The sequence below is a fragment of the Rossellomorea sp. FS2 genome, from assembly GCF_047915635.1.
In the GTDB taxonomy this organism is placed as follows: Bacteria; Bacillota; Bacilli; order Bacillales; family Bacillaceae_B; genus Rossellomorea; species Rossellomorea marisflavi_A.
The window spans coordinates 21,595-43,475 of record NZ_JBLRVS010000005.1 but is presented as its reverse complement, the minus strand read 5'-3'; the positions used below and the strand labels follow the sequence as shown (position 1 = coordinate 43,475).

18 protein-coding genes are annotated in these 21,881 nt (G+C 51.6%); 5 read left to right on the top strand and 13 right to left on the bottom strand.

Going from position 1 to position 21,881, the window contains the following annotated elements; translation table 11 throughout:
- Window positions 1-20: 20 nt before the first annotated feature.
- Entirely contained in the window at window positions 21-1,562 is a 1,542-nt protein-coding gene (locus ACNA6I_RS16685; RefSeq protein WP_231578875.1) for an AbgT family transporter, read from the bottom strand.
- A 252-nt stretch (window positions 1,563-1,814) separates the two neighbouring features.
- Here ACNA6I_RS16685 and ACNA6I_RS16680 point away from each other — a divergent pair, with 252 nt between their 5' ends.
- A complete protein-coding gene (locus tag ACNA6I_RS16680; RefSeq protein WP_416313792.1) occupies window positions 1,815-3,020 on the top strand; it encodes a M20 family metallopeptidase in 1,206 nt (401 codons plus the stop codon).
- A 52-nt stretch (window positions 3,021-3,072) separates the two neighbouring features.
- On the opposite strand, the gene ACNA6I_RS16675 is transcribed toward ACNA6I_RS16680, so the two are convergent.
- The 3 genes from ACNA6I_RS16675 to ACNA6I_RS16665 form a co-directional block, all read right to left on the bottom strand.
- The gene (locus ACNA6I_RS16675) at window positions 3,073-3,291 is read right to left on the bottom strand and encodes a DUF2922 domain-containing protein (RefSeq protein WP_048006576.1); all 219 of its coding nucleotides are present in this window, start codon (window positions 3,289-3,291) and stop codon (window positions 3,073-3,075) included.
- 36 nt (window positions 3,292-3,327) lie between these two features.
- Complete coding sequence (locus ACNA6I_RS16670) at window positions 3,328-3,546, bottom strand: DUF1659 domain-containing protein (RefSeq protein ID WP_048015846.1); 219 nt, start codon at window positions 3,544-3,546, stop codon at window positions 3,328-3,330.
- Window positions 3,547-3,650: 104 nt separating this feature from the next.
- Window positions 3,651-4,757 (bottom strand): histidine kinase N-terminal domain-containing protein, encoded by a 1,107-nt coding sequence (locus ACNA6I_RS16665; protein WP_231578877.1) that lies wholly within the window; start codon window positions 4,755-4,757, stop codon window positions 3,651-3,653.
- A gap of 461 nt (window positions 4,758-5,218) precedes the next feature.
- Between ACNA6I_RS16665 and ACNA6I_RS16660 the strand changes: the two genes are divergently transcribed.
- Genes ACNA6I_RS16660 through ACNA6I_RS16650 form a run of 3 tightly spaced genes read left to right on the top strand, consistent with a single transcriptional unit; the run spans window position 5,219 to window position 8,315 of the window.
- Window positions 5,219-6,040 (top strand): family 16 glycosylhydrolase, encoded by an 822-nt coding sequence (locus tag ACNA6I_RS16660; protein WP_416313791.1) that lies wholly within the window; start codon window positions 5,219-5,221, stop codon window positions 6,038-6,040.
- A gap of 2 nt (window positions 6,041-6,042) precedes the next feature.
- A complete protein-coding gene (locus ACNA6I_RS16655; RefSeq protein ID WP_416313790.1) occupies window positions 6,043-7,389 on the top strand; it encodes a glycosyltransferase family 2 protein in 1,347 nt (448 codons plus the stop codon).
- Window positions 7,386-8,315, top strand: coding sequence for a polysaccharide deacetylase family protein (locus tag ACNA6I_RS16650; protein ID WP_416313789.1), 930 nt, complete (start codon window positions 7,386-7,388; stop codon window positions 8,313-8,315). The genes ACNA6I_RS16655 and ACNA6I_RS16650 overlap by 4 nt, the downstream gene beginning before the upstream one ends.
- 35 nt (window positions 8,316-8,350) lie before the next feature.
- Here ACNA6I_RS16650 and ACNA6I_RS16645 read toward each other — a convergent pair whose 3' ends face one another.
- The 9 genes from ACNA6I_RS16645 to ACNA6I_RS16605 form a co-directional block, all read right to left on the bottom strand.
- On the bottom strand, window positions 8,351-10,738 hold the full coding sequence (locus ACNA6I_RS16645) for a putative bifunctional diguanylate cyclase/phosphodiesterase (RefSeq protein ID WP_416313788.1): 2,388 nt from the start codon (window positions 10,736-10,738) through the stop codon (window positions 8,351-8,353).
- A 13-nt stretch (window positions 10,739-10,751) separates the two neighbouring features.
- A complete protein-coding gene (locus ACNA6I_RS16640) occupies window positions 10,752-11,924 on the bottom strand; it encodes a beta-ketoacyl synthase N-terminal-like domain-containing protein (protein WP_416313787.1) in 1,173 nt (390 codons plus the stop codon).
- A gap of 162 nt (window positions 11,925-12,086) precedes the next feature.
- The gene (locus tag ACNA6I_RS16635; protein WP_416313786.1) at window positions 12,087-13,787 is read right to left on the bottom strand and encodes a LamG-like jellyroll fold domain-containing protein; all 1,701 of its coding nucleotides are present in this window, start codon (window positions 13,785-13,787) and stop codon (window positions 12,087-12,089) included.
- 115 nt (window positions 13,788-13,902) lie between these two features.
- A complete protein-coding gene (locus ACNA6I_RS16630; protein WP_367258142.1) occupies window positions 13,903-14,916 on the bottom strand; it encodes a MupG family TIM beta-alpha barrel fold protein in 1,014 nt (337 codons plus the stop codon).
- On the bottom strand, window positions 14,913-16,271 hold the full coding sequence (locus tag ACNA6I_RS16625) for a PTS transporter subunit EIIC (RefSeq protein WP_048015841.1): 1,359 nt from the start codon (window positions 16,269-16,271) through the stop codon (window positions 14,913-14,915). The genes ACNA6I_RS16630 and ACNA6I_RS16625 overlap by 4 nt, the downstream gene beginning before the upstream one ends.
- Window positions 16,272-16,328: 57 nt before the next feature.
- Entirely contained in the window at window positions 16,329-17,228 is a 900-nt protein-coding gene (gene murQ / locus ACNA6I_RS16620) for an N-acetylmuramic acid 6-phosphate etherase (protein ID WP_048013223.1), read from the bottom strand.
- Window positions 17,229-17,465: 237 nt separating this feature from the next.
- Window positions 17,466-17,930 (bottom strand): competence protein ComK, encoded by a 465-nt coding sequence (locus ACNA6I_RS16615; protein WP_048006586.1) that lies wholly within the window; start codon window positions 17,928-17,930, stop codon window positions 17,466-17,468.
- 176 nt (window positions 17,931-18,106) lie between these two features.
- The gene (locus ACNA6I_RS16610) at window positions 18,107-19,705 is read right to left on the bottom strand and encodes a M20/M25/M40 family metallo-hydrolase (protein WP_048006587.1); all 1,599 of its coding nucleotides are present in this window, start codon (window positions 19,703-19,705) and stop codon (window positions 18,107-18,109) included.
- A 14-nt stretch (window positions 19,706-19,719) separates the two neighbouring features.
- Entirely contained in the window at window positions 19,720-20,370 is a 651-nt protein-coding gene (locus ACNA6I_RS16605) for a GntR family transcriptional regulator (protein WP_063190582.1), read from the bottom strand.
- A 119-nt stretch (window positions 20,371-20,489) separates the two neighbouring features.
- Between ACNA6I_RS16605 and ACNA6I_RS16600 the strand changes: the two genes are divergently transcribed.
- The gene (locus ACNA6I_RS16600) at window positions 20,490-21,854 is read left to right on the top strand and encodes an FAD-binding oxidoreductase (protein ID WP_416313785.1); all 1,365 of its coding nucleotides are present in this window, start codon (window positions 20,490-20,492) and stop codon (window positions 21,852-21,854) included.
- The last annotated feature ends 27 nt before the right edge of the window (window positions 21,855-21,881 follow it).

Sequence of the window (21,881 nt, the reverse complement as noted above, 5' to 3'; positions counted from 1 at the left end):
ATTCGGGCTTTTACTTTGTTTCATTTCAAGAATATCCCTGATCCAGGTCCGAGAGGTAATCCGAGATAATACCATAGGACAAAGAACAATGCCCAGGAGATGGCGAAGAAGATCGTATACGGAAGCATCACCGATATGAGTGAGCCGAGTCCGAGGTTCTTATCGTATTTCTTCGCTAGGGCGAGCAGGATGGCAAAGTAGGCGAACATCGGTGTGATCGGGTTCGTGATGGAATCGCCGATCCGGTAGGCGAGCTGCGTCATGGCCGGGTCAAAGCCGAGGATCATGAACATCGGGACGAATACAGGTCCGAGGATGGCCCATTTCGCCGAAGCGCTTCCGATGAAAAGATTGAGGAAGGCCGTGATGGCGATGAATCCAAGGATGAGGGGCAGCCCTTCAAGTCCAAGGCCCTCGAGGACGCCCGCTCCTTTGATGGCAAGGATGACACCCAGGTTGCTCCAGTTGAAATAGGTAATGAACTGTGCCGAGAAGAAGGCGAGGACGATATACATCCCCATTGTCCCCATGGAGGTGGCCATCGCCTGTGCCACATCCTTATCGTTGCGCAGCTCTTTCGTGATGAAGCCGTAGACCACTGCCGGGAGGAGGAACAATCCCATGATCAGCGGTACAAGGGAGTTCATGAACGGGGAGATGATGATGGAACCATTCTCTCCCCTAAGGGCACCGTTTTCCGGCACGATCGTCCAGGCGACGAGTGCGAGGAACAGAAGCGTTGTGACTCCTGCCCACTTCAATCCCCTGGACTCGAGGGCCGACAGCTTGTCCATTTTCATCTGCGGTCCCGTATAGGCAGGCAGACGCGGTTCGACGATTCTTTCAGTCACCCATACGGCAACGGGAATGATGATGACGCAGGATGCCATGAGGAAGTACCAGTTCATGGCCGGATTTGCGACGAAATCCTTGTCGATGATTTGAGCCGATGACTCAGTGAAGCCGGCCAAAAGGGCATCAAGCATGTTGACGATGAGATTGGCACTGAAACCGCCCGCGACCGAAGCGTACGCAGCCACCATTCCGGCGATCGGGTGCCGCCCGACGCTTGCAAACACCATGGCAGCGATCGGAGGAAGCACGATGAATCCGGCGTCCCCGGCGATATTGGCCAGGATTCCCGAGAAGACGATACTGATGGTGATCAGTTTAGGTGACGTGGAGTAGACAACCTTTTTCAAGAGCGCTGAAATGAGCCCGACTCCTTCTGCGACACCGACACCAATCATGGTAACTAGTACCACCCCGAGTGGCGGGAAATCGGCAAAGTTTTTGACCATATTGGTCATCATCCGCTGCAATCCTTCTGCCGAAAGGAGGCTGACCACGGTGACTTCTTCACCCGTGGACGGATGGATTGCTCTCCAGCCCGCTGCAGAGCCTATGTAGGATACGATTATGACAATGAAGGCGAAGAGGATGAATAAGGTGACGGGATCGGGAAGCTTATTCCCCGTTTTCTCCACAACGTCTAGCATTTTTCCAAACCAGTTCTTTTTTGTTCTGTTCATCTCCTGATTCGTCTTTCGAACCGATTCCATCTGATCACTCCTGTTGTTTTCTGAAAATTTGTATTACGACCGATTATAAAGGAGTGAATGAAAATTGCCATGTGATATTCCACAAAATAGAAGCTAATTTTTTGTGTAATCATACAAATTTTCAGATTTAATCGTTTACATTCAAACTTTTCCCTAATAATCCCCACAATCCTTGTAATTTTTGATATGATTTTACCTATTATTCAAACTATTTATACTATTTCACACTACATAACGAAAAGGGGTTTTTTCATGGAACAACTACTCAGTCAGCTTGAACAGCATGCACAGGAAATGATCTCGATTCGCCGTTATTTGCACGAACGTCCCGAACTCTCTTTCCAAGAAGTCCATACGCCTGAATACATCGCGAACTACCTGAGCGAGCTCGGCATCGAGGTGCGGACCGGAATAGGCGGGAACGGTGTCGTCGGGAAGATCAAGGGCGGACTGCCAGGGAAGACGGTGGCCCTTAGAGCGGACTTCGATGCCCTCCCCCTTCACGATGAAAAGGATGTCCCGTACCGCTCTAAGGTTGACGGCGCCATGCACGCATGCGGCCATGACGCCCATACGGCAACCCTTCTGGTCACAGCAAAAGTCCTCCAGCAGAACCGGGAGCACCTAAAGGGCGACGTAGTCCTGATCCATCAATTCGGGGAAGAAATCGCCCCGGGCGGAGCCAAGCCCATGATCGAGGACGGCTGCCTGGACGGAGTGGATGCCATTTTCGGCACCCATTTATGGAGTACGATCCCTGTCGGGAAGATCGGCTACAATGCAGGTCCGATCATGGCGGCAGCTGATAAGTTCGAGGTGACCATCCAGGGTAAAGGTGGTCACGGTGCGTCTCCCCACGAGACCGTGGACAGCATCATGCTCGGCACGAACTACATCCAGTGGTTGCAGCAGATCGTAAGCAGGCGCATCAATCCATTGTCCCCGGCGGTCATCACCGTCGGTTCATTCCACGCAGGGGATGCATTCAATATCATTGCCGACAAAGCGTCCATTGTCGGAACGGTGCGGACATTCGATGAGGGTACCCAGGAATTCATCATCAAAGAGATGGAGACCTTCTTGAATGCCCTTTGCTCAGGCAGTGGCGCTTCGTACGAATTCAAGTACGATAAAGGATATCCAGCGGTCATCAATCATATAGCCGAAACGGCACACCTCGTTTCATGTGCGAAGGAGCTTTTCGGGGACGACGTATTCGAACTTGAACCGATGATGGGTGGAGAAGACTTCTCCCACTATTTGAACGAGGTGCCTGGCACCTTCTTCTTCACAGGTGCCGGCAACCCCGAGAAGAATGCCATCTACCCGCATCATCACCCGAAGTTCGATATCGATGAGGATGCCATGATGAATGCAGCCAAGGTCCTTCTCAGCGCATCCGTTTCATACTTGGAGAAGGCGGCCTCCACTCCGGAAGCTGCAGTGAAAGAAAGCTGACGGATCCATATCAAAAAGGGGAGTGTGTCGATAGACACACTCCCCTTTTTGATTACATCAGTTCATAGTCAGTTACATTCCGTTCCACGATGCGCGCTCCTTCGATGGAAACGAGCGATCCGCCTGAACTTCCGAAGACATCCTTTGCAATCAGATTCTCCATGGCGGCTTTCACCGCGTCCTGATCCACCGGCTCTTTCGGCTCGATAACGGAGATCTTAGCCTGTTTGCCCATTTCGTTCTTGAAAATCAATTCCAATGTTTTTGCCATCCTTTTCCCCTCCCCTCTTCATGATAAGCACATGCATTACGCGTTCACGTCGAATCGTTTGACCACTTCCACATTGGAAAGCGTCTTTTCCGAAAGACCCGCCAATGATTCAGCGGCGCTGTTGACATCATCTGCAGATGCAGTTCCGTTGATGTAGCTGTAGGACTTGTACTCGAAAACCGGCTTGCCATCACCATCAAGTCCTTCATAAAACTGGAATCGGAGACGCGTATCCTTTAAGTCGATCGCTGCCATGTTTATCACCCCCTTCACCCTTTATATAGGATTCGGGAGCGTTTAGGGGTACCTGCCCCGTAAACTTTTTTCAAACAAAAAAAGAACCGGCATCAGCCGGCAGATCATGGTTGAAAAACGGATGATTCAACCGGTATGCGTATGATAAAAGTCGTCTTCTCGTCGGTGGAACGACAGGTGAGGGTGCCGTTATGCTTCTCCACAAGCTTTCTGCAAATGTAAAGACCGATGCCTGTACCAAGATCCTTCGTTGTGAAGAAAGGCTCGAAGATCGCTTCGATTCTCTCTTCCTCGATGCGGGGCCCGTTATTGCAGAACGTGACCACCACATCATCCTCCTTCATTTCGCAGCTCACATTGATATGGCGATATCCTTGCACTTCCTGAAGCGCATCGATGGAGTTCATGATCAGATTCAGGAATACCTGTCTGATCTCATCCTTGTTCCCCACGATTGTTACATCCGGGGAGCAGTGACTCTGAATAGACACATCTCCATCCAGGAGGGTTGGATAGAGAAACTCGATCAGTTCTTCAAGAAGGCTCATGAGGCTCATGCTTTCCTGCTTGCTTTCGATGAGCTCCTTACGGGAAACATGGAGAAACTGGGAGATGCGATAGTTCAATTGATCAAGCTCATGCTGCATGATATCCATGTATGGGAGCTCGGGATAGTCATTTTTCAAAAGCTTCATGAATCCGATGATGGAGGTCAGGGGATTCCTGAATTCATGGACAAAGCTTGAGCTCATCTGTCCAAGGATGGTCAAACGCTCTTTATGGGTCTGGTCGATATAGAGCTCCTTTTCCTTCAGCACCTGATCCTTGATCTCCGTATACCGTCTCACCGCCAGATAGGAAAAACGATCAAACAGCTCATTCACAAAGTCGAGCTTGGGCTGAAATCCACCATGCTCCATAAAGGAGTGATTCAACCATTTGATGATCGTGCTTTTCCCGATGTTGACGTTGTACACGAACTCACTGATGTTCACATCGGCATCGACACGCTCCTGGGCTGTCTTATTGGCAAGGAAGAGCATTTCCTCTTCCGTCAGTGGCCTTTCCACCGCGCGCACGACAAGGTGGAACATCCGCCTCGCATTTCGCTCAACCTCTTCCTTATGCTTATCTGTATCTGAAATCACGATGTCATCGAGCCAGTTCTGGATCATCTCATTTTCGTGCCGCTTCAAAAAATCTATCATCATTTCACTGGGACTAGTCATCTTTTGGTCAATCTCCTTCATTCAAACACGATACTCACTAGTAATAACCCTATCATACCATTAATAAAGGCGGTAAATGGATGAGTTTGGTTTTTGGTGATACTTTCTTCTACTGTAAAAAGTGGAATTCCCCTTCCACCCGGCAGAATACTGTGTATTCCTCTGCTAGTCTCCTATTTCTATAGAATATTTCATTATAAAGAACTAGTAAACGTATAATAAAACACAAAAAACGACACTATATGACAAGGTTCTTTGCAAACTATTTCTTTACCTGATGAAAAATACCTGCTACTATAGTTCTTAATCAAGAACAAACCCTCTTATCCCTCACTCTCACGTATGAATCTTGAAGCCACTATACTCTCACACCCCCATTCGAATATGAACGATCGGCCCATCAAGGTTTTTCTGTTCACTATTAAGAACTTGAGGTGATTTCGTTGAAGGTAATCATCGGTATTCTGTTCCTATCGCTTATCCTCTCTCTCACATCCGACGTGACACCGGAGCGCCACGTTGAAGTACAGACAGACGAGCCCTTCCCTCTTACATTGCGGGATTCTCCCCCACGCCCCCATCCCCAAGAAGAGTGGACCATGATCTTTGAAGAAGAATTCAGCGGGGACGCATGGAGAGATAAATGGAACATCCAGGACTGGCCTTCCGACAAGAACGAGGAACTCCAGTATTATACGCCCGATAATGTCTCGACGAAGAACGGATACCTTGTCCTTTCCTCGAAGTCGGAGCGGTATAAAGGCAGACATTATACATCAGGGGCCGTGACCACGGAAGATTTGTTTGAATTCACGTACGGTAAAGTGGAAATACGTGCAAAGCTCCCTACATCAAGGGGGGTATTCCCCGCCCTCTGGCTAGTGAACTCCGAAACCGGGGATTGGCTGCCGGAGATCGATGTAATGGAGAACATCGGACAGGAACCGAACAACCTCTACTTCGTCCTTCACTGGAAAGATGATCAAGACGTTCAGAAGCGGGATTACTTCACCTATACAGGAAAGGAAGCCTTTTATGAACATTTCCATACGTACGGGATGATTTGGGAAAAAGACAGAGTCTCCTGGACGCTTGATGGAGAGGTAGTATTCGAAACCACCTCCTTCTCTCCGAATCTTCCACTCTTTCTATATATGAATACCGCCATCGGCGGAACGTGGCCGGGGGATCCCGAGCGTTGGGATTTACATGAAGAATTCCTGATCGACTATGTGCGGGTCTATCAACACCGCGGGGAGGAATGAATATGGTATTGCTCTTACTCACCTTCACACTTTTTATCGCCTTCGTCCTGTTTCAAACCGTCTATATCCTGATTCCACTGTTCAAGAATGAAAAGAAGAAACGGAGCCCCATTACAAGACAGCACTCCTTCTCCATCATCGTTCCCGCTTATAATGAAGAGAAGGTGATCGAGAATTGCATTCAAGGATATTTGCATCAGGCCCATGGGGATGCAGAGCTCATCATCGTGAACGACGGGTCGACCGACGCCACCTTCGATGTCCTGAAGGAGCTGCTCGATCTACATCTTTACCATAGACCGTGTGAAGGCGGATTGGTTCATAAGGAGGTCATCAATGTCTTCCGTTCTTCCCTCCACCCATCGATCTATGTCCTAGATAAAGTGAACGGCGGGAAAGCCGATGCCCTGAATGCAGGCATCACTTTCAGCCGCAATGAGCTGGTAATCACCCTGGATGCCGACAGCATCCTCGGGGAAGATGCATTAGTGGAGATGAACGCTGCCTTCCAGGATCACAGGGTCATCGCCTGCGGTGGAAACGTGCTGATCTCTCAGGCATTCTCCGGTGAGATGGGCCATTTGAAGCCAACATTTACGATCCCGAATGTGATCCGCTATCAGTTCCTCCAGTATCTGACCGCTTTCCTTCTCCACAAGCGGGCACAGGCAGCGGTCGGAGCCATCACGGTCATCGCAGGGGCTTTCGGCACGTTCCGCAGGGAAACCCTCTTCCACATACAAGGCTTCCGCAGTACGATCGGTGAAGATATGGATATCACCCTCAAGCTTCACCGATGGATCGAAGAGAATGGCCGCAGTTCCCGGATCTCCTTCGTACCTTCCGCTGTCTGCTACACGGAATGCCCCGATACATTAAAGTCCATGTTCAAGCAGCGGGTCCGCTGGCAAAAGGCGTTCATCGACTGCCTGATTCACTACCGCTCCTCCTATTTCACCCGATTTTCCTGGAGATTCTCTCTTTTCTTCCTGGTCGACCAGTTCGTCATCGGTACGTTGAATGCTTTCACTGTGATCGCGGCACCTATCGTCTTCATCTTCCGCCATGATGGGATGACGCTGTTCCTGTTCCTCGGGCTGACGGCCGTCATGCTCTTCATGTATCAAAGCATCACCACCATCTATATCAGCAGGCTTCACGGCATCCGGTTTTCCAAACGGGACATCATCCGGATCCTCTGCTTCCTCCCTGTGGAAATCGGCGTTTACCGGATGATCAATCTTGTCTTCGTCGTGTACGGCACCCTCTCCTACTTCCATCAGCCCCAGTCATGGGATAAGTTTGAACGGAGCGGTACGGTGGGCTGGAAGGGAGTGAAACGGGCATGATTCTGAAGAGCCTTTTTGCATCCGGTTTCCTCGCCCTTCTTTTCAGCATCTTCGCAGGCATCTTCCTGTATCTCACCGAGCTTCACCTCCCTGAGCCTGTCACCACTGCCTCGGCAGACAGCAACATCGAGATCGATTCCTGTGCGAAGGAGCCAAGGAGGTTCAACGCGAGCACGAGACATGACGGTACGGTCCCGATCCTCACCTATCATCGCATCGTGGATGAGAGCGACCTCTCTTCCCGGCACATGGTCGATGGAAGGGTGAACCAGATGATTGTCACAAAGGAGGAATTCGAGAAACAGATCGCGTTTTTGAAAGAAGAAGGGTTCACCTCCCTCACCCTTCCCGAGCTCCATGAATTCCTTATAAACAAACAGGAGATTCCGAAGAAAAGCGTGGTCATCACCTTCGACGACGGGTATAAGGACAACGTGATCGAAGCATATCCGATCTTGAAGAAGTACGGATTTCAAGCTGCGAGCTTCCTGATCGCAGGTATGATCACTGCGGAAGATCGTCCCTTCACCCCCGAGTACGTACAGTACGCGACCACGGAAGAACTTGCCTCCGCCTGTAGCGTCTTTTCCTATTACAGTCACACCTTTGACTTCCATCACCGGAAAGGGTCTTCCACGAAGGATAAAAAAAGCTTTTTGATCACGGAAGAAGCAGGCGCCATCAGAAAAGATGTTGCGAAAAGCATCGGGGTCCTGAAGGGGGAAAGCCTTGCTTTTGCTTATCCTTACGGGGAGTATTCACCCAAGTCAATCAGGATCCTGAATGAACTCGGCATCGACATGGCTTTCACAACGGAAGAGCGTGACGCTTCTCAAGACGATCATCTCTATGAGCTCCCGCGGCATTCGATCTTTCACGATACCACCATGACCCGATTCCAATCCATCTTCAGGCCCCATCATTGAAAAAAGCCGTCCCGGAATGATCGGGACGGCTTTCATTATAGTTTCATCTTGCCGAAGACATTCTTCTCGAAGTCCTCAGGAGACAAGGGTCTGCTGATGGCATACCCTTGGATCACATCGCACTCAGTCTGTTTCAGGAAGTCGTATTCCCCCATATCCTCGACCCCTTCCGCTGTGACCTTCAGTTGCAGATGCTTTGCCATGGAAATGATACTCATGACGATGGCTTTGTGGTCTTCGTGGGAGGTGATCCCCTTGATGAAGGAACGGTCGATCTTCAACGTATCTAGTGGATACTGCTTCAGATAGCTCAAGCTTGAGTAGCCTGTACCGAAATCATCCATGGAGATGGACACACCGATCGCCTTCAGTTCATTCAGCTTCCGGATCATGATATCGAGCTCGTACATGGCGATGCTCTCGGTGACTTCAAGGTCAAGATAATCTGGATTGAGGCCCGTCCGGCTCAGAACGTCCTTCACCATGCAGGCGAATGATTCGTCGAGGAGCTGCTTGATCGATACATTGACCCCCACCTTCATCGGAGGGTAACCAGCACGCTGCCAGCGTACGTTTTGCTTGCATGCTTCCTTCAGCACCCATTCCCCGATTGGAATGATGAGTCCCGTTTCTTCAGCGACCGGGATGAACTCAGACGGCGAGACCGGACCGAGGGTTTGGTTCGTCCATCGCAGGAGCGCCTCCATCCCGCATACCTTTTCGGAAGAAAGATTCCAGGACGGCTGATAGTGCAAGATCAATTCGTTGCGGGAGAGGGCCGATCGGAGTTCTTTCTCAATCACCATTTTTCGGTAAAACTGATGGTTCATTTCATCAGAGAAGAACTGGAAGCTGTTCTTGCCTTTCTCTTTCACATAGTACATGGCCGTATCGGCATTTTTCATGAGCGTCTTGGCATCTCGGGCATCTTGAGGATAAAGGCTGATCCCGATGCTCGGTGTGATGGTATATTCCTGCCCCTGGATCCAGAACTCCCTCCTGAACTGATCGAGCAGGTCATTGGCGATCACCACCGCCTCCTCTTTGGAACGATCCGGGAAGAGAAGAGTGAACTCATCGCCGCCAAGACGATAGACGTTCGCCCCATACGGCCGCAGGAAGGCTGCCAAACGCTCGGCAACTTCAATGAGGAGAAGATCCCCGAAGTCGTGACCGAGGGTATCATTGATGTATTTGAATCGGTCCAGGTCAATGAGCATGAGGGCTCCCCTGGAGGCGTCCTCGAGGAACCCCGTAAGGTCGTCATTGAACTGCCGGCGATTCGGGAGACGCGTCAGTACATCGTGGTTCGCTTGGTAAGCGAGCTCTTCTTCATGCTCCTTCCGCTCCGTGATGTCTGTGGAAACACAGAGTACCAGGGTAGTGTCATCTGTCACAATGGGGATCTTTGACGTCTGGAGCCAGCGGACACCGCCGCACGTGTCGACGAACTTTTCTTCTTCGACATCGATCCCCTTCATCGTCCGCAGAATGAACCGGTCCATTTCCACGATATCCCTGCCCGTCTGTCTGCTCTCCTGTAGCTCAAGATCGGTCATTCCGATCATCTCATCCTTGGAGAGTCCGAACAGGGAGGCATACGCGAGATTCACCAGGGAATACCGACCGTCCTCATCTTTCGCATAAATATAGCTCGGATTCATATCGATCACCGTCCTGAGGAAGGTATGCTGCTCATCGATCCGTTCATTCATCTTCTTCACGGTTTCAACGTGGATGCGATTCGATAAAATCAGGATGGAAATGGCGAACAGCAGCACCGCGAATGAACTCGGGAGCAACATGGAACCGGGATAGAGATTCAACACGCCAAGGGAATAACCCACCACGGTGGAGATGGTGAAGTGGATCAGGAAAGAACGCTGAGCCGGACTCTCGATCCATCTCGATAACAAATACGATACGGCCAGACTGACGGCGAACATGATCGTATTCAGGTAAAACACCCACGAATACTCGCCCGGCACAGGGAAGTAGAAGGGGAATGCATGACCGGGATTGATCACCCGCAGGGAAGCGACCCCCTTCTCTGTCCACCCGATCACATACACGATGAAACTCCAGCAATAGAAGAAGACGAGTATGCCCCTATTCATGAAGAAGCGCCATCTGGTCCCCTTCAAGTGCTTCAGCTCCTGCATATAGACGGTGTAAGCCACATGGAAGAGAATCGGTGCGATCATGATGCTCCCGAACCGGAAGAGCCTGAAGAGAAACTCGACCACTTCCTCAGGGAGTAACGTATAAGCAAATAATACCGATACATCCAACTGCCAGAATGTGGCGAAAACCAGGAATAAGAAAAGCACCCTCGACAAACTGCTTCCCTTGAACATACGAAGTATGGTGGCGCCGATGATGATCGGGATCAATGCGACGATAATTGAGTATAAAAAAAACATGATGCCATCCCTCCTACTTCGAAATTAACATACAGGCGTTATTTCCGCTTATGCCGTGTGTCGTGATACTGACAGTTGAAACCGGCTGATAGCGCGTCTCTCTTACCAAAGGAAGGGACTCAAATCCTTCTTGACTGGTTTTGATGGTGGGGGGGATAAACCCATACTCCATGGAGAGGATGGAAGAGATCGTCTGGATCGCCCCCATGGCGGCAAAGGAATGACCCGTCATTCCTTTAATCGAGGTGATGGGCACATCCCTGTTGAACATGCGATGATGATTCATGGATTCAATCCGGTCATTCACCTTTAGGCCGAGTGCCTGGCTGTTCACATAGGTGGGGGTCACATCCCCGATGGCATCATGGAGGACCGAGAGCATTTCTTCACCCGTATCGTCCACTTGGAGCATCGGCTTCCCTTCATTGCGTGAAACCACCTTTCCGATACTGCCGTGGATCGGGTGCCCCTTCTTCAGCGCATCTTCCCTTCTTTCGAGGACCAGGATGGCCGCCCCTTCTGCAAGGACAAAGCCGTCATGCTGATTAGAGAAGGGGACGCCAGCATCCGAGATGGAGCGTGCTGATTGGATGGCTTTCATCTTCAGGAAGCCATTGATACTCCACTGTCCAAGAGGAGCATCGGTCCCCCCGACAAGGCAGGCATCGACCTGACCGGTCTTAAGCAGTAACTTCCCGAGGGACACCGCATCAAGACTCGCCGTACAGCCTGTAGTAAGTGTATAGGCGGGGCCTTTTGCCCCGATATGCTCCGATACCGTAGAGGAAATCGTGTGCGAATCCACGATGGACACCCCGTGGACCGGATAACCTTTTAATCCTGATGCCACTGGAGCATATGCTTCCACTTCCAGGATCGCTCCTGCCGATGTACCGATGATGACGCCGATCCGCCTGGGATCCGCCGACAATCCGCTCATGTCGACTGCATCCCGTGCCGCTGCGACGGCGAGTCTTGCCGATCTCGGATACCGCCGGTAGTTCCTGTTGCCAAGCGTCTCGAACTCATCGTCGATCAGCCCCGCAATGATATCCCCCTGATTCCTTCCCTTTCCTTTCAGGATGGAATGCGTGCAGATCCCTTTCTCCAATATGTGATGGAATTCCTGTTTATTGTTGGCACCGGGTATCTTCAGACCATACCCGGTCACGACTATATCTTCCAATCGAACCATCCTTTACATATAGTTGAACATATACCCACAATACATATTATATAAGGAAAAGAGACATATTCCATTATAATTCGACATAAATAGGAGTGTCCCTGCTTACGATGCAGGGAAAACGTTGATCCGAAAATAGAAATAGCGCCCGGAGTCCGGACGCTAAAAATCAAATCGTTCTTTAAATCGAAATGGGACCGTGAATTGATGTTCATCACCGGTCAGATAAGGGGCATCGAAATAGCTCCGCTCCTTTTCAGAGATGGAATCGGCCCAAGGGGAATAGGTCTTGAACCGGATCTTATCATGCTTTTCGTCGAACTCAGCGAGCCTCATCCAACCGTTCCCGCCGTTGTAGCTTGATTGATAATCGACGAGGACCTGGATGACGGGATGCCCGAAACGGTTTTCCTTTATCCGGTGCACGGTTCCCTGGTGGTGTCCGTTCACCGTCATGAAGACCTGATCATTCCCATCCACAAGGCCTTCCCACAGGCGACTGCCGCGATTCGTATCGACAGGGAACGTCCCGTCGCTTGTGAGGATCTCATGGGACAAGAGGATGGTCGGTATCCCGGGGTGCTCCTTCAGTACCTTTTTGGCCCACGGCAGGTCTTTCTTCAGATGGCCCATATCCACTGAGAGGAAGAGATATTCATAACTTCCGGCTTCTGTAATGGAATAGGAGCTGAATTTTGAGGGGGACGTTCCCTTATAATAAGGCTTATCCGTATAGCGCTTCGGTCCGTAATAGTAGAGATAGGGGTTGCCAAGCCCGTAATCATGATTCCCTGCGAGGGTGATATAGGGAACCCGGCGTCGGTCGAGGACGCTGAGGCTAAGGGATGAGTGCTCCCACTGCCTGGCCGAATCACTTTGATCCACCATGTCTCCAAGGAATGCCGTCATGGCGATATTCAACTTCTCCTGCATGGTGGAGATCCATTTCACCTGCTGATGGAACAACGCAGGCATATAGCGGACCGTCTTCTGCGGATCGGGCACAAAGAGGAAGTTGTAGTTTTCCTTGTTGCCGAGAAGATGACCTTTGCTGCTCATCCCGCTGCGAAGATTGTTTTTCCTCGGTTCTGGAATGAGCCACTTCCCTTTTGGGAGTGCCTGATCCGAAATGCGGATTTCCTGGATGCTTCCGGCGAATAATGAACCCTTGCCGCTTCCCTTCCCGACCGTCCATACCCCCTTATTGGGTGCCAGGAGTCCGGTGACGGTGGATGCATTTTGGCGGAAATCTTCCGCGCCGTTGATGAATACCCTCGTCTTCTTACCGTCATTGACCACCGCGATGTGATACCAGTCCTTTTTCCCCGGGAGGGCAAAGGATCCGAAGACCCTTGATTTCTTGCCGTTTGCAGGTGTTCCCGTCCACTGCACCTGTTTGAAATGGGTGATGGTCAGCTCAGACCCCTTCCTGCCGAGGATCCCCATTCCACTGTATTCATCCCTTGTGAACGGATCGGGAAGCTTGATGACCGCTTCAATGGTATAGCCTTTCAAGAATGCCTCCCCATTGAGGGGAGCATCTTTCCCTGTCTGAAAGTATTGGCCGCCCTTCAAGCTTTTGCGGTTATGAAAGTCGAGGCTCCCCACGATGAATTTCCGTGCGATATCGTCCTTCGACCAGTTCAAGAGCCCGTCCGTTCCATCGTTGACCAGGACGAGCTCATTTCCTTTCCCGCTCCGATCCTTCAAGATCAGTTTTCCCCCATCAAGGGATCCGCTCTTCACTTCACTTTTGGAGAAACGCCAATGAGCCACCGTGCTATCATTGCCGGCTTCAGCCGTGAAGGGAGAGCCCAGACCCACGAACGCGACAAGGACGCATGCCACCCATATTCTTTTCACTATTCCCCCTCCTCCGTCGTGAATGGTTTGCTCTTAGTATGGACGAAGAGGGTGTATGTATGTGCCATTTTTCCATTACAAAAAGGACCCTGCCGCCAAGACAGGGTCCACTGGATCAAATATATTTTTTAAAGCGAATCCGCTGGGACGGTTTCAAGAATTGAAGGAGCGGCATATGCCGTTCATGGACCCAGCCCACCACGTTGACGGAAGGATCGGCTTCCAATGGGCGGATGACGATCCCCATCTCCCCGCGGTAGCGCCCATAGTCATCATTATCCCTCGTGATGGCTCCCGGCGTGCGCTCAATGCATGCTTCAGGCGAAACGCCGGCAGCCGTCCTTGTGTTCATGATCCTGAGAACATCCCGCCCCGGATCCGGCCTTAGGGAATACTCACCCTCCACCTCACTGGAGCCTTCATAGGAAAGGGTGATGATCCCATTCCCGTCCAGCTCGTGAAGATGGTGCAGAAGCTCTGCCGACCATCCAGGATCACCGATGAATACACCGCTGACCCCTTCATGGAAAAGACCGGCCGCATGTACATACGGATTCCCGTACCTGTGATCTTCAAGCGTCGGGAGCCCCTGGAATAACGGTCCCCTCTGTTCCTCATCACCGGGTACGAAAGCATACACGGGAATCCCGAATGAGTCGAACATCCTCTGCTGGGACCGGAAAAACGCTGAGCTGATCCCCGTTTCCCTTCGCGGATAAAAATTGTGCCATGCGATCAGGGCGGAAGGATCGATTCCCATCCCCAACCAGTCCTCGACTTCTTCCTTCCTGACGGTACTGGCATTGATGGCAAGCTTGAAGTGATGGGAAAGATGCTCCACATCCTCGCGTGAGAACCCATCATCCAGTCTCAGTGCCGTGACCCCAAGCGACCTCATCTCCCTGAAGCATGTAAGGCCGAGCATCTCCGGAGTCTGCCGTGAGACATCGGCGAACACTTCGAAACCTTCATCATGGAAAAGGGAAAGGAGCTGGCGTATCCGCTCCTGCCCGGCAGGTTCCTCCGGAATATGAAAGGATGTGAAAGCCTGTTTGATCCCCATGGCAGAGGCCCGGATGATTCGTTCTTCTGCACGTGGATCAGACAGATAAATCGAAATACCGATCATTCAAACTCACTCGCCATCTCATCTTTGAATCCGAATGCATACGTCAACAGGAAGCCTGCGAGATAGGCAATGAGCAATCCAATGACATAATAGAGGATTTCCCCTGCGTTCACAAGGAAGATCAGCGGTACACCCGAGACACCGATGGCGAAAGTCGCCACATCGAAATGCGCCTGGAAAGCTCCGCCGAAACCGGCGCCGAGACAAGCTGTCAGGAACGGACGGCCAAGAGGCAGCGTCACCCCGAAGATCAACGGCTCACCGATGCCGAGGATCCCGGCAGGAAGGGACCCCCCGATGGCCCGCTTCAGCTTCGGTTTCTTTGTTTTGAAGAAAATGGCAAAGGCCGCTCCAACCTGACCGGCCCCACCCATGGCGAGGATCGGCAGAAGGGGATCATCCCCGATGGAATTGATGAGCTCAAGATGCACAGGCGTCAAGCCCTGATGCAGTCCGGTCACGACGAGGGGAAGGAATGTCGCCCCAAGGACGAATCCTGCACCGATTCCGCCGACTTCGATCAATGATAATAATCCTTTAGTAATAATATCAGATATGAATCCACCCACAGGCATGAATACGGTATATGTCAGTAAACCTGTGACCAAGAGTGCAATTGTCGGTGTAAAAATGATATCGATGGCCTGAGGCATGATCTTCCGTACGTTCTTCTCCACGAAGGCCATGAAGACTGCTGCAATCAAGACCCCGATCAAGCCGCCCCTGCCCGGAAGGAGATTTTCCCCGAAGAGGGCGATGTCACCGATGGCCGGATTGATGATCAGAATCCCCGCAAGGCCCCCGAGTGCCGGTGAACCACCGAACTCCTTGGCAGCATTCACCCCGACAAGGATGCCGAGGTAGGCAAACAACCCGCTACCGATTACGGACAGCATCATGACAAGATTAGATTCACCATTCAGCCATCCGGCCTGGACGAAGAATTTTGTGAAGCCTGTGATCAGACCCGAAGCGATCAGGGCCGGAATGAGAGGGATGAAGATATTGGCAATCCTTCTCAGTAAAAGCTTGACCGGTGTACTGTTTTTTTTCTTCAGTTCGGCTTTCCGATCGGCGGCCCGTGCTTTCAGGTCGATGTCACTGCCATCTTCTGCAACGAGTTTCCCGAACTCTTCCGTAACCTTGTTCACTTTCCCCGGTCCCAAAATGACCTGATAGGTGTCATCTTCCACAAATCCGATGACGCCGTCGATGTCTTTCATCGTTGCCTTCTCGACAAGGCTTTCATCGGCAACCTTCACACGAAGCCTTGTCATGCAATGCTCATAGCTCGTGATGTTCCCCGCACCACCGAACTTCCTCAATATCGCCGCTGCCAGTTCTCTGTTTGTCACTGCGACCCTCTCCTCTCGACCCCTTTTATTTTTTATATCTGACGCCAGCGGGTGGGACTATTCTTCAATAGCCACCCGAACGTACCCGTTGGCATCCCGCAGCCGGTCCTTCGCCTCGTCATACCCGCAGCCGAGCTTGATCATGACGATTGATGCCTTGACCTCATTATGGGCAAGCTTCAACGTCTTCAGCGCCGTATCTTCGTCGGTCCCCGTGATATCACGGATGATGCCGACGGCCCTTCGTTCCAGCTTATAGTTGCTGATATTCACATCAACCATGAGGTTGCCGTAAGCTTTTCCAAGTTTGATCATGGAGGCAGTGGAGATCATGTTGAGCACGAGCTTCTGAGCAGTCCCCGCTTTGAGCCTGGTTGAACCCGTCAGTGCTTCGGGACCTACATTCACTTCAATTTTATGCTCGGCTTCCTCAGATATTCTCGCCCCTTCGTTGCAGGAGAGCGCGACGGTAACGGCCCCGACTTCCCTTGCGTACCTGAGTCCCCCGATGACATACGGTGTCCGCCCGCTTGCCGCAATCCCAACGACCGTATCTTCAGGAGCAAGTTGAAGTGCAGCAAGATCCGATGCACCGAGCCCTTCATTGTCTTCCGCTCCCTCTACCGCTTTGACGAACGCCCGTTCACCACCGGCAATCAAGCCGACGACCACATCGCTCCCCACGCTGAATGTCGGTGGGCATTCCACAGCATCCAGGACGCCGAGCCTGCCGCTTGTACCTGCCCCCATATAGATGAGCCTGCCCCCGGCAGAGATGGAAGCTACCACCTTATCCACGACTTCTTCCACGACGGGAAGGACTTTTTTAACGGCTTCCGCCACTTTATGATCTTCGTCATTCATCATCCGCAACACTTCACCGGTACTGGCAGTATCGATCTTTAACGTATCCGGATTGACCTTCTCGGTTCCCAGTTCATACACATTATCCTGCATTTCAATTCCTCCTAAATCTCGTACGCGCTTTCATTCTTATTATAATCCCTTTTAAAATTATATTTCAACGGATTTGTAAAATTCATAAAATTATATTTTAACATTACCTCGACAACTAAAAAACCCGGTTCATCAAGGAATGGTGACAGTCAAAGAAGAGAAAGTTCTCCTTATGCCATCCTTGATCAACAGGGTTCCAGCAGAAACGATTCTATTTCATACGGATCTTTAAAAGCTTCAATGCGGTCTCGGATAGCGGCTGAAATAATTCATCGTCACCGCGCCGCGTTGGAGCTGTCTATGTAGCACGTCATACGAACAATTCACTTCCATTTTCATCCCGTTGGAGAAATGGACAAACGTCTTACCGCAGGCGACGGTCGTTGAATGGATATGACGGCAGAATAACCAGATGCAATCATCATTATCGGGTGATTGTGTAGGGATGGCCAGGATGTAGTCCATCAGACTGACCAAAAGCGGCGTTTTTCGATCGTACGACAATACTCTTCGAACCGCCCTGATTCGTCCGTTATAATCGGACCCGTGGACGATGCAGGATTCTTCAAGCACTTCTTTCACAGACTTCTTGCTGTACGTGATTTCCCCTGAACAATCGACAACCTTTGACTGATGCACTCCGTCATAGGAAGGATAAATCGCTGCCGTTCTTCCGTTTATCAACACCTCAAACTTTTTCACATGATCACCCCATATTTTTTAGTCCTAAAGAACTAGAACTTTATCATTATTATAGGTATACCATTAAAAACTTCCACTATATTGTTAAAAAGTTTAACTTTATTTGTAAAAAAAGTTTTTAGTCGCCATTTTCCCATAAGAAAACCGCGCAGGGGATGATCCCTGATCGCGGTCATTCAATCATTCATTACCTCTTTGATCACAGCTTCCACAAAAGCAGGCGTCTTCACAAATGCGCTCTCGATATGAAGCCTTTCGGTGCGCTTATGGGCATCCTTCCCGAACGGTCCCACGTTCAGGACGGGGGCGTCAAGGCTTGTCATGGCATCGAACGGAATGGAGTACGTCGTTTCCCACACCGGGGTATTTTCCTCATACACGGTCCAGCCGTGATGCTCATCCTTGAAATTCACATAGCTCAAGTCTGAGATCCCGTTGAAGTAGTGGATCTGCTCCACCTCCAGTCCGAAAGACTTCTCCGCCTCCTTGGTCACCTTCTCCACCAGCTTCTGCACAAGCGGATGGTCAGACGTGTTCACCGCAGGGTAATACGGAGGGGTGTACATCAAGACGATGGCAGGCGTCAACTCCTGACAGTCGATGAGAAGGGTGTCGGCCATCTTGAATGATTTCTCCCGATCATCCCCGATGTATGAGCGGATATCCTGCTTCAATGCTTCGATATATTCCTTCCCCATCTTCATCTCGGCATAACGGAGAAGCTCCCCGTAGCGCAGGACGGATACGTCGCCGATCGACGGGATCCCTTCCCTTTCGCACAGCTCCCGGTACCACTCATTGCACTCTTCTGCCGCTTCCCTGGCCACCTCTTCAAAGGTATTCATCACATCGGCGGCCGAACGCTTCATCGTGAACACATTGTACATGGCCACGGTACCGAACGGCGTCTGGGCCGAATAATTCAGGCGCAGGTCTTCCTGGAGCAATGTGATGGGAAGCGGTGTCGATTCTCCTTGGTCGCTTTCCCGGAACAGGGGATTCCATTCCATCTTCCGGGTCAGGAATGACGCCATGAACGATGAGGTCAACCCGCTGAGAGGCTCTCCGACATGGGTTTCCTTCCCATAGAAAAGCGCTGACGGCATGATTTTCCCGATGGAGCCCGAATAGATCTTATAAGCCGTATCCGTCGGGTTCTGGGAAAAGACCGGCTCCCCGTTCAGGAAGAGGGTGTACGTAAGTCCATGTTCATCCCTCATGTCATTGAGGGCCGTCACGGCAGCCCTCATACCGGAAGAGTTGATCTCCTCATCCGGAACCGTCAAAAGGACCAGATTCACCGGCCACCCCTCTGCTGAAGCTTTCTCGATGGTCGCCATATGGACGGCGAGTCCCGCCTTCATGTCCATCGTGCCGCGTCCCCACAGGAACGTGCCGGCTTCGAGATCTTTCTTCGCTTCGGGATGAAGTTCGGCCGCATATTGAGGAAGCTCTTTTGTGAGCGCCTCTGGATTGAATGCAAGTGCTTCGAGCACCCCGTATTCTTCCGTACTCACCGTGTCGAAGTGACTGATGAGGACAATGGTCTTCGTTGCTTGCGGATGCTTATAAAGGGCCGTCAGGAACGACCGTCCAAGATCGGCTTCCCCAAGCTTAAGCTGCTGCGGATGCTCGGTAAAATACGAAATGCCCTTCATTTTCTCCATCAGCTTCCTCGGGAACTCGATTTCCCCTTCCGTCAATGTCCTGCTGTGCCAGCTGACGAGCTCACAAAGCAGTGCCCGCAATGCTTCCGGCGTTTGCCACTGTGCCATGACCCTTCCCCCTTTTATCGATCTTCTCTATAGTATCCCTGCATGCGCTGTCTGATCTGAGTCATATGATGACGCATTTGCCTTTTCGCTGATTCCCGGTCGCCGACCTTGAGGAATCGGACAAGGCGAACATGCTCTTCGTAGGCTTCCATCGCACTCATCCTGAGCCTTCCCGACAGACCGAGGAAGGCTCGGTTCACTCCCGTATTGGATGATTTGATCATTTCCTTCAGCTTCGGATTCGGATTAGGCGCTGCCAACAGGAGATGGAAGCGCCGGTCCAGGTCAATGAATGCATCGTATCGGTCCTCGAGTATCGCACGGTGCTGTGCTTCCAGATTGTCATCAAGTTCACCCATGAGGCCATCACCCAATCCCGGGATCACATCGAGGTTATATACCTCGAGAAGCTCCCTGATCTCCAGATGCTGCAGCCCATCCTCCTCGGTAAAGGAAGCGACAACGGCGACCTTCGCTTCAGAAATCGTCACCAGCCCCTCGGCGGCGAGTTTCCTCAGCGCTTCCCTGATCGGCGTCCGGCTGATCCCATATTCTTCGGCAAGCCTTTTCTCCGGAAGCTCATCCCCTGAGGACAGCTCCCCTGAAAGAATCTGTTTCCTGAGCATCTGGAACGCCTGACCTGCAAGTGTTTTCTTTATGATCAAACCCGTCCCCCCTCGTTTGAATCATTCCCGGTATACCGTATACATGTATCGTACGGTATGATACCCTACCTGTAAATAGACTTTTTTGAAAATTAGTAAAACGAGGAAGGTGTGATCCCATGGATCCCCAATGGATCAATGAATTAATAGAAGCAATTGGAGCAGACGGCGTAACCATCAACGAAACCGCCTTGCTTCAGCACAGCCATGATGAGTCCTATCATCCCGGGGTCAGCCCGGATGTGGTCGCTTCACCGAAAGATACGGAAGGTGTAGTGGCCATTCTTCGAACCGCTTCCCGGTACGGGATCCCCGTGACCCCATACGGAGCGGGATCCGGATTGGACGGAGGCGCAATCCCGGTCCAGAACGGAATCTCCCTCGATTTCACGCGGATGGACCGCATCCTCCATTTCAGCCCCGAGGATATGAGCGTCACCGTCCAGCCCGGCATCACCCGCCTTGCCCTGAACAAACAGATCAACCGCCATGGTCTCTACTTCCCCATCGACCCGGGAGCGGATGCAAGCATCGGCGGCATGACTGCAACGAACGCAAGCGGGACAACGGCCGTCCGATACGGATCCATGAGGGATCAGGTACTCGACCTTGAAGTGGTACTGGCTGACGGCAGAGTCATCCACACCGGCAGCCGTGCCAAAAAATCTTCCAGCGGATATCACCTCAATGGCCTCTTCACAGGATCAGAAGGAACCCTCGGCATCATCACCGGCATCACCCTGAAGCTGCATGGAACGCCGGAGCATCTGATCGCCGCGCGTTGTACGTTTCCTTCCCCGAAAGCCTGTGCAGAAGCGGCCCACATGATCCTCATGAGCGGGATCCCCGTCCAGCGGATCGAGCTGGTCGACTCCGAGAGCATCCGTCAGGTGAATGCATATGGTCAGTACGAGTTCCCCGAGGAACATTCCCTCTTCTTCGAATTCGCCGGAACGAAGGGCGGCGCTGAGGAAGAAGCAAGTCTCGCAGAAGAGCTCATGAAGGATGCAGGATGCAGCCACTGGGAACGAGCTGCGGGCTCGAAGGAACGGAGCGAAATCTGGCGGGCAAGACATGAGCTCTCCTATGCCTTCAGCCATATTCCCGGGAAGAAGATGCTCGGCTCCGATGTGTGCGTTCCCCTATCCCATCTTGCCGAACTCGTCGTCCATGCCCGGACTCTCATCGAAGACAGCGGGCTCCTTGGGGGCGTCTTCGGACACGTCGGAGACGGAAACTTCCACACGAGCATCGTCTATGATCCGAAGAAACCGGAAGAAAGGAAAAAAGCCCTTCATATCAATGAAGAGCTCGTATTGAAGGCTCTGGGATCAGGAGGGACCAGCACAGGCGAACACGGTGTAGGCATCGGCAAGAAAAAGTATCAGGAGCAGGAACATGGAGAGGCCGCCAAGGTCATGAAATCCTTCAAGCTTCTCCTCGACCCTGAAGGAATCCTGAATCCGGGAAAAATCTTCGACTGATGGCGAAGGAGAGCATCCAATGTCATA

What these genes read in the sequence shown, in the direction of transcription:
- ACNA6I_RS16685 (WP_231578875.1), bottom strand. Translation starts at nt 1,562, where the DNA reads ATGGAATCGGTTCGAAAGACGAATCAGGAGATGAACAGAACAAAAAAG.
- ACNA6I_RS16665 (WP_231578877.1), bottom strand. Translation starts at nt 4,757, where the DNA reads ATGATGATAGATTTTTTGAAGCGGCACGAAAATGAGATGATCCAGAAC.
- ACNA6I_RS16650 (WP_416313789.1), top strand. Translation starts at nt 7,386, where the DNA reads ATGATTCTGAAGAGCCTTTTTGCATCCGGTTTCCTCGCCCTTCTTTTC.
- ACNA6I_RS16655 (WP_416313790.1), top strand. Translation starts at nt 6,043, where the DNA reads ATGGTATTGCTCTTACTCACCTTCACACTTTTTATCGCCTTCGTCCTG.
- ACNA6I_RS16645 (WP_416313788.1), bottom strand. Translation starts at nt 10,738, where the DNA reads ATGTTTTTTTTATACTCAATTATCGTCGCATTGATCCCGATCATCATC.
- ACNA6I_RS16610 (WP_048006587.1), bottom strand. Translation starts at nt 19,705, where the DNA reads ATGGCACAGTGGCAAACGCCGGAAGCATTGCGGGCACTGCTTTGTGAG.
- murQ (WP_048013223.1), bottom strand. Translation starts at nt 17,228, where the DNA reads ATGCAGGATAATGTGTATGAACTGGGAACCGAGAAGGTCAATCCGGAT.
- ACNA6I_RS16630 (WP_367258142.1), bottom strand. Translation starts at nt 14,916, where the DNA reads ATGATCGGTATTTCGATTTATCTGTCTGATCCACGTGCAGAAGAACGA.
- ACNA6I_RS16675 (WP_048006576.1), bottom strand. Translation starts at nt 3,291, where the DNA reads ATGGCAAAAACATTGGAATTGATTTTCAAGAACGAAATGGGCAAACAG.
- ACNA6I_RS16680 (WP_416313792.1), top strand. Translation starts at nt 1,815, where the DNA reads ATGGAACAACTACTCAGTCAGCTTGAACAGCATGCACAGGAAATGATC.
- ACNA6I_RS16670 (WP_048015846.1), bottom strand. Translation starts at nt 3,546, where the DNA reads ATGGCAGCGATCGACTTAAAGGATACGCGTCTCCGATTCCAGTTTTAT.
- ACNA6I_RS16600 (WP_416313785.1), top strand. Translation starts at nt 20,490, where the DNA reads ATGGATCCCCAATGGATCAATGAATTAATAGAAGCAATTGGAGCAGAC.